The organism is Pediococcus damnosus (assembly GCF_001437255.1).
Lineage (GTDB): Bacteria > Bacillota > Bacilli > Lactobacillales > Lactobacillaceae > Pediococcus > Pediococcus damnosus.
The window spans coordinates 1-7,064 of record NZ_JQBD01000089.1 but is presented as its reverse complement, the minus strand read 5'-3'; the positions used below and the strand labels follow the sequence as shown (position 1 = coordinate 7,064).

At 38.0% G+C, this 7,064-nt stretch carries 9 protein-coding genes; 1 reads left to right on the top strand and 8 read right to left on the bottom strand.

The window, feature by feature from the left end; all coding sequences use genetic code 11:
* Positions 1 to 110 precede the first annotated feature (110 nt).
* The 6 genes from tagD to recX form a co-directional block, all read right to left on the bottom strand.
* Positions 111 to 521 carry a glycerol-3-phosphate cytidylyltransferase gene (gene tagD / locus IV84_RS08945; protein WP_046872088.1) on the bottom strand — a complete coding sequence of 137 codons (411 nt, stop codon included), beginning with the start codon at positions 519 to 521 and terminating at the stop codon, positions 111 to 113.
* A 109-nt stretch (positions 522 to 630) separates the two neighbouring features.
* Positions 631 to 1,737, bottom strand: coding sequence for an AI-2E family transporter (locus IV84_RS08940; RefSeq protein ID WP_056986464.1), 1,107 nt, complete (start codon positions 1,735 to 1,737; stop codon positions 631 to 633).
* Positions 1,738 to 2,040: 303 nt separating this feature from the next.
* On the bottom strand, positions 2,041 to 2,598 hold the full coding sequence (locus tag IV84_RS08935; RefSeq protein WP_046872086.1) for a DUF402 domain-containing protein: 558 nt from the start codon (positions 2,596 to 2,598) through the stop codon (positions 2,041 to 2,043).
* Between the two features lie 147 nt (positions 2,599 to 2,745).
* Positions 2,746 to 3,240 carry a serine hydrolase domain-containing protein gene (locus IV84_RS11350; protein ID WP_162261353.1) on the bottom strand — a complete coding sequence of 165 codons (495 nt, stop codon included), beginning with the start codon at positions 3,238 to 3,240 and terminating at the stop codon, positions 2,746 to 2,748.
* 41 nt (positions 3,241 to 3,281) lie between these two features.
* Entirely contained in the window at positions 3,282 to 3,830 is a 549-nt protein-coding gene (locus IV84_RS11345; RefSeq protein WP_056986460.1) for a serine hydrolase domain-containing protein, read from the bottom strand.
* A gap of 23 nt (positions 3,831 to 3,853) precedes the next feature.
* Positions 3,854 to 4,675: a recombination regulator RecX gene (gene recX, locus IV84_RS08920; RefSeq protein ID WP_056986459.1), complete on the bottom strand. Its 822-nt coding sequence runs from the start codon at positions 4,673 to 4,675 to the stop codon at positions 3,854 to 3,856.
* A gap of 250 nt (positions 4,676 to 4,925) precedes the next feature.
* Between recX and IV84_RS08915 the strand changes: the two genes are divergently transcribed.
* On the top strand, positions 4,926 to 5,387 hold the full coding sequence (locus IV84_RS08915) for a flavodoxin (protein ID WP_046872084.1): 462 nt from the start codon (positions 4,926 to 4,928) through the stop codon (positions 5,385 to 5,387).
* 30 nt (positions 5,388 to 5,417) lie between these two features.
* Here the strand turns inward: IV84_RS08915 and IV84_RS08910 are convergent, their stop codons facing one another.
* Together IV84_RS08910 and wecB are read right to left on the bottom strand one after the other, a co-directional pair.
* Complete coding sequence (locus tag IV84_RS08910; protein WP_046872083.1) at positions 5,418 to 5,837, bottom strand: GtrA family protein; 420 nt, start codon at positions 5,835 to 5,837, stop codon at positions 5,418 to 5,420.
* 6 nt (positions 5,838 to 5,843) lie between these two features.
* Positions 5,844 to 6,968, bottom strand: a complete 1,125-nt coding sequence (gene wecB, locus IV84_RS08905) for a non-hydrolyzing UDP-N-acetylglucosamine 2-epimerase (RefSeq protein ID WP_046872082.1) — start codon at positions 6,966 to 6,968, stop codon at positions 5,844 to 5,846.
* Between the last annotated feature and the right edge of the window lie 96 nt (positions 6,969 to 7,064).

Genomic DNA, 7,064 nt, shown 5'->3' with positions numbered 1-7,064 from the left:
ATACTTGACTTATCACCACAAGGCTTATTTACTTTTTCATATTTGGAATGGATTAAAGCGCCTTTGAGGTAATAAAAAAAACTGGGGTCTTTCCCCCAGTTTTTCTGTCTTTATTTTTGTGACTCGTTTTTACTACCAAGACCCAAATCACGTTTGATCTTAGTGGTTGAAATTCCCTCCGTACGAGGAAGATATATAACCTTACAGTAGTCCTTCAAAAAGTCGAACTTACCTTTCCAGTCATCACCCATAACAAAAGTATCAATATGACGTTCTTCAACATCTTTGATCTTTTGATCCCAACCTTTTTCCGGAATCACTTCGTCCACATAACGGATAGCTTCCAAAATATACTTGCGATCTTCATAACTGGTATAAGCTTTCTTGCCCTTTAAAGCATTGAATTCATCCGTTGACACACAAACCGTCAAATGATCACCCAGTGCTCTGGCTCGTTTTAGCAAACGAATATGTCCCTTATGAATTAAATCAAAAGTGCCATAAGTAATTACCTTTTTCAATGTTCATTCTCCTAATATTTTAATATTAAATCCTTCATCATATTACCACATATAAGTTAATCCATTCCAGTAAAACCAGCATATCAAGACAATGTTAAATCAAAATAAATTAATCATCATTATTCAAAATCCAAATATGATAAACAAATCCAACAATCACCTTGACTACCGCATAGGTTGGAATTGCGAGGATCATTCCCGGAATTCCTGCGATTTTTCCAGCCGCAAGTAAAAGAATAATAATAGTTAACGGGTGGACCTGTAAGCTTCGTCCAATAATATTGGGATAAATTAGGTTTCCATCCACCTGTTGCACGATTAAAACAACTACCACTACCCAAACAACTTGCATCGGATCCTTTGTCAAGGCTACTAGCAACGCTGGAAAGATTCCAATATACGGTCCAATATAGGGCACAATGTTGGCAATCCCGGCGACCACGCCCAATAATAACGCATATGGTTGGCCAATAATCATGTAACCAATTGCCGTAAATGTCCCGACAAAAAGGCATTCCAAGACTTGTCCAGAGATATAAGAAGACAAGGTATCGCTCATTTTATCGAAAAGTTCCATAATGGTATCTGCATTTTTAGCTGGTAATAACCGTTTGATGGTTGGCATCAACTTCCAACCATCTTTTAGCATGTAAAACAACATAACTGGAACCGTAATTATAACGATTGTAACCGAAGTAACGGCCGAAATCAGGGCTCCAATACTACTTGTCATTGTCGTTAAAATTGATTCTGCGTAAGTACCGATTGAATTATTCATCTTTTGAATGTAAGGATCCAAATCAACGTTTTTGGTCCAATCTGAATGCTCAATCAGATGTTGCAAACTCTTCTGAACATTGCTGGCAATGGTTGGAAGCCCTGCAATTAATTGTCCAACTTGATTAATTAATCTAGGAAGCATCCATCCCAATGCACTACCAATAACAGCAATTAGGAGCAAAAAAACGATCACAACCGCCCAAGTATGGCTGATACGAAATTTTTTATACCTGACTTTTTCAATCAATTTAACTAATGGATTAAGTAAATAAAATAGGAACCCTGATAAAATAATTGGGACAAACACCGTTGAAATAAACATACCAATGGGCGCAAATAAAAAATTGATTTTTGTACATACATAAACTAAGGTAGCCACAATTAATAACTCCAGTGACCAAAACAAAAGCGGAGATTTTTTAATCTTATCAAACATAGCATGACTTCCTTCTTTTGAAATGAAATATAATAGCTAAGCCTATATTATGACGACTATTTTATAACTCTTTCATCACGATGCATTTCATTTTTATCGTTCACAATAAGCCCATTATAAGCTATTCGCTTTAATTTAACTTCTAATCTGTAAGGATTTCTGTAAAATACTCTCTTCACGCGTCCCTTTTATAACCCTCCTGATACGTAAACTGGCAATATTCGAGAAACTCAAACATTGCCAGTTAGCTTTATATACAGAATTAAAATCTTTGACCGATCTAATTCGTTATTACGACCAAAATTAACGCCGGTTATTATGATTAACAAGTTCCAGATAACGGTTGTACCAAATGTTAATAAATTCATCAGAAAATGGTCCGGTCCCTTGATCGATCCAATCCGTTAGCGTTAAAACACTAGATTGAATAATCTGTTTGGTATCTTCAGAATAGTGCCATCGCTGACTAAAACGCTCATATTCATCGACATCCAATAATTTTCGATCCCCATTTGGATAAACTTTTACATCCAAATCATAATCAATATATTTTAAAGCTTCCTCATCTAACACATATGGAGAAGCCAAATTGCAGTAGTTTGATACGCCGCCTTTACGAATCATGGTAACCACATTAAACCAATAATCTTTGCGAAAATAAACAATGGCCGGCTCACGCGTTACCCAGCGTCTCCCATCATCTTCAATTACAAGTGTGTGATCATTGCATCCAATAAACTCGTCCTCATTGTTTTTTAACACCATTGTATCTCGCCATGTACGGTGTAAACTACCATCGTGTTTATAGCTTTTGATCGCAATATAGTCCCCCGCTCTGGGTTTCTTAGACTTGCGATTCATTTATGACACAGCTTTCTAATTCCGAAGGTTTTAAAACTTAGAATTCCATTTACCATTATATCAAAAAAGCTACCTTAACAAAAGAACGAGTCCTAAATGAACCGTAAGTTTGAAAAGATAACTTTTAATTTACATAAATAGGGATTGTTAATAAGCCCCTTGCATTAAGTTTTGATAAATTTGAGCGCATTGCCGTGGTAACGCCGTTTTTTTGACGTGATAGTTGCTTAACATCACCACGGCATTTTTACCATCACGACTAATCATCACACCACTTTCTTCGCCATATCCCACACCGTGACTCCAATAACTAGTTAGATTCTTTGTATAAAGGCCGCCGCCATAATTTCTAGCACCTACCCCTTCATGCAGAATTGCCGTACTCTCCGCAGTTAAAAATCGCGCTCGCAGAATTGCTCGTAAGACTTTATAAAAGTTTCCGGTACTCATATAAACATTCCCAGTACCCAATTCATTATGCTGACTCGCGACTGATTCATGGTCCACCTTTTGATAATTAATCGAATTATCTGAGAACGGTACATTATGATAGGGTGTTGATAACTGGTTGGCTTGATTGGCCTGCATCACAAAACCCGTATGCTGTAATTTCAATGGCGCAATAATATGACGTCTAAACAACTGATAATAGGGTTGTCGCGTAACTTGCTGTAGAATTCCCGCTAACTATGAATTCGCAGTCCAGTCTGCATATCCAACATCGATCGAATCGTAATCTGCGAAGCTCCTGGAATCTCTGGATAAAATTTATCTAAGTGGTCTGCAAACTGCAAATTGCCTGCTTGTATTTGTTGCATAATTAACATCGCGGTCATCGATTTTTGCATTGATAGAATTTGGTATTCCGAATTAGCCGTATTTAACGCCTTTTTGGAAATGTTTGCATAACCGTACCCTTGATTATATATTTGATGCCCATTTTTAATAATTAAAACCGTACCCACAAATCGTTTTTCGCCCACAATTGGCTTTAACAATTGTTTGAGTTTTTTCGTTCGATGATTCAAACGGGGCTGCTTCACCACAACTTTCCGTGGGATAAATGTTTTAGTAACTGATTTGTGCGCAGATTCCTGTTTAGCGGAACGAAAGTAGCTTACTGGATATCCTTCTTGTGCCATCCGATAACTATAGTATGCAAAACCGGCTCCACCAAGAATCACTCCTAAAAAAAAAGTAATTAAAATAGCCTGCCAAAAATGTTTTTTCATGTTTCTTTACTCCCCCATAGCCGTTAACTCTGTTCCGAATCGGTTTGTTGTTCAATTAAACCGTTAATTGCATCGATTTTGAAACCTTTTCCGTACAAGGTTCTTTTAGTCCGTAACTTACGTTGTGAAAAATTATAACGGCGATTTCGACGCCAAACTTTAGCAAATTCCATATTTAGCTTTTCGTTCTCTAGCTCTGGATCAGCCTCAAAATGAGTTTGATCAAGAATTTGCGTAATGATATCTCCGGAGAATCCTTTTGTCATCAGACCTTGGTAAACTTTTTGTCTCATTTTGGATAGTGGTTCCCGCTGATAATGATGCGCCAACTTTTTAGCAATTTCAACACCATTCGTTACCTGATCCTCATCTGAGTATTCAGCTAGTCCGCGTTCAATATCATTTTCTAAAACCCCTTTTTGGCGCAAATTTCGTTTAATCACAATGGGCCCTTTATCAGAAGTGCGGGCCATCGTCCGAACATAACTTTCTGCATACTGCTCATCATTTACTAAATTTAAGTCTCTTAATTTAGCTAAAGTGGCTTGAATTGTAGGTTCAGGAATTTCTTTTTCTCGTAATTTTTTTTGAACTTCTTGCTCCGTTCGCAAATGACCTGACAAATAGGCTAAGGCCCGTGAGTACGCTTTTGACACATCGTCAGCAGCTAAAATTTCTTCGCGTAATTTTTTATCGACTTCCATTCCTTTAAAAATTCGGAATTTAATCATCACATCTTCACTAATTGGGAACGCATAGTGATCATCAATAAAAACGTTATAACGTTCTTTCCGTTTTTGGGTGGTAATTTTTGTAATTTTGGGAAGTGCCTCTTTTTCAGCCATTTTGAACCTCCTTGTCTATGGAAACCATTCACTAAATTTCATTTCTCTGCTATAATTCTCTAGGACTTATTAGGTTGTGTCCTTGGCCTGATTTGGAATATTTTTACTAATTAACGCAAACGTGTTTAAAAGAGCAGCGGTCTCCGCTTAGCTACGANACGATTCCTAACCCGAATCATTTAACTATCTAGGCTATGCTCAACCGCTAACCGCTCTTTGAAACACTCTACACGAGAGTGAGGCCCACACCATGCCAACTGCAAAAGTTGTTTTTGCAACCATTACCGGTAACAATGAAGATTGTGCCGACATTATCACCGAAGCTTTAGAAGATTTAGGCGTTGAAGTCGATGAATCCGAAATTTCACAAACTGACGCCGACGAATTCAAGAACTTCGACATTTGTGTCGTCGTCCCCTATACCTATGATGAAGGTGAATTACCAGAAGAAGGAATGGACTTCTATGAAGAACTTCCCGAATTGGATCTATCCGGCAAAATCTTCGGTGTCGCCGGATCCGGCGATGTTTTCTATGAAGAATTTTACTGTGTTGCCGTCGATAAATTTGCCCAAGCCTTTCAAAAATCCAGGGCAACTCAAGGCGCCAAACCTGTAAAAATCAACTTAGCACCTGAATCTGAAGAAGACTTAGATCACCTAGATGCCTTTGCCAAGGAATTGGTAGATAACTACACCGCAAGCCAAAAGTAGAAAAAGATTGAAACCTATCTAACAGACGTTTCAATCTTTTTTTGTACCTTGCTTTCGAAAAATAATCCATTTACTAAATACATAATTAACGATTACGACAACAATATTATCTACCAACTTCATCAAAATTGCGTTCTCACGCAGCAATGAAACTCCTACCCACATGATCACAACTTCCATAAAATAGGTTAACAACCGAAAGAAGAAAAAGGATCCCAACTCCCGCCAAAATGCGCGCCACGTTGAATAGTTCGAACTAAAAACCCAAACTTTATTGGTAAAAAACGCAACCAAAACAGATGCAATCCAGGCAATTGCCGTCCCGACTTGATAGTTCCAATGCATATACAAGTCTAAAAAGGTAAAGACCCCAATATTAACAGCTGTAGTTAGTGCGCCAAACACCAAATACAAAATAATCGATTTATATTTTTCAATGAATGCTTTCACGACAAATTAACTCCGATTATCATTTAATTTTTTGGTTAAGAAATCCAAAATACGTTTTGCCGCATGGCCATCACCGTATGGATTCTTGGCAGTTGCCATTTTTTGATAGGCTGCTGAATCATCCAAAAGTGCCTCCATGGCGTTTTTTACCGTTTCAGGATCAGTTCCCACCAACTTTAAGGTTCCAGCTGTAACTCCTTCTGGACGTTCCGTTTCATCCCGTAATACCAAAACTGGTTTGCCAAGCGATGGTGCCTCTTCTTGAACACCACCGGAATCAGTCATAATAAAGTAACTGTGAGCAGATAAATTATGGAAATCGACAACATCTAATGGATCGATTAAATGAATCCGGTCGTCATTACCTAAGATTGCTTTCGCAACTTGTTGAACCGCGGGACTTAAATGGACGGGATAAATCACTTCTACATCAGGATGCGAATCCACAACCTGTTTAATCGCTTTGAAAACGCGTTTCATCGGTTCACCCTGGTTCTCACGGCGATGCATTGTTAACAAAATTAACCGGTGATCAGGCGCTACTAAATCGAGAACTTCATGATGATAGTCATCACGAACGGTTTCTTTTAACGCATCAATTGCCGTATTCCCAGTTACCACGATGTGATCGGCTTGATGATTTTCTTTCAATAAATTTTGCTGACTTAACGTTGTTGGTGCAAAGTAAAAATCTGCCAAAACGTCAGTTAGTTGCCGATTCATTTCTTCTGGAAATGGCGAATACTTGTCCCACGTTCGGAGCCCAGCTTCTACGTGTCCCAAAGGAACTTGATTGTAAAAGGCACTAATACTTGCCGCAAACGTAGTGGTTGTATCGCCATGCACCAAAATCACATCTGGTTTTGCTTCTTGAATAATGGTATCTAATTTATTCAAGACACGTCCGGTAATCTCACTCAGCGTTTGGTTTGGTTTCATGATATTTAAATCATAATCTGGTTTAATCTTAAAAATATCGAGAACTTGATCAAGCATTTCTCGATGTTGCGCAGTCACCACCGTAATTGGTTCAAACTCGCTACTTCGTTTATTCATTTCTAAAATAATTGGAGCCATTTTGATTGCCTCAGGACGGGTTCCAAAAATGGACATGACGCGTAATTTTTTCAAGATAAGCCTCCGTGTTTTTTCATTCTATATAAATTAGTATAACGCGTCAAACCCGAATATTTAAGTGTATGTGTCAAGTTTTAGTAGGTTGTACTT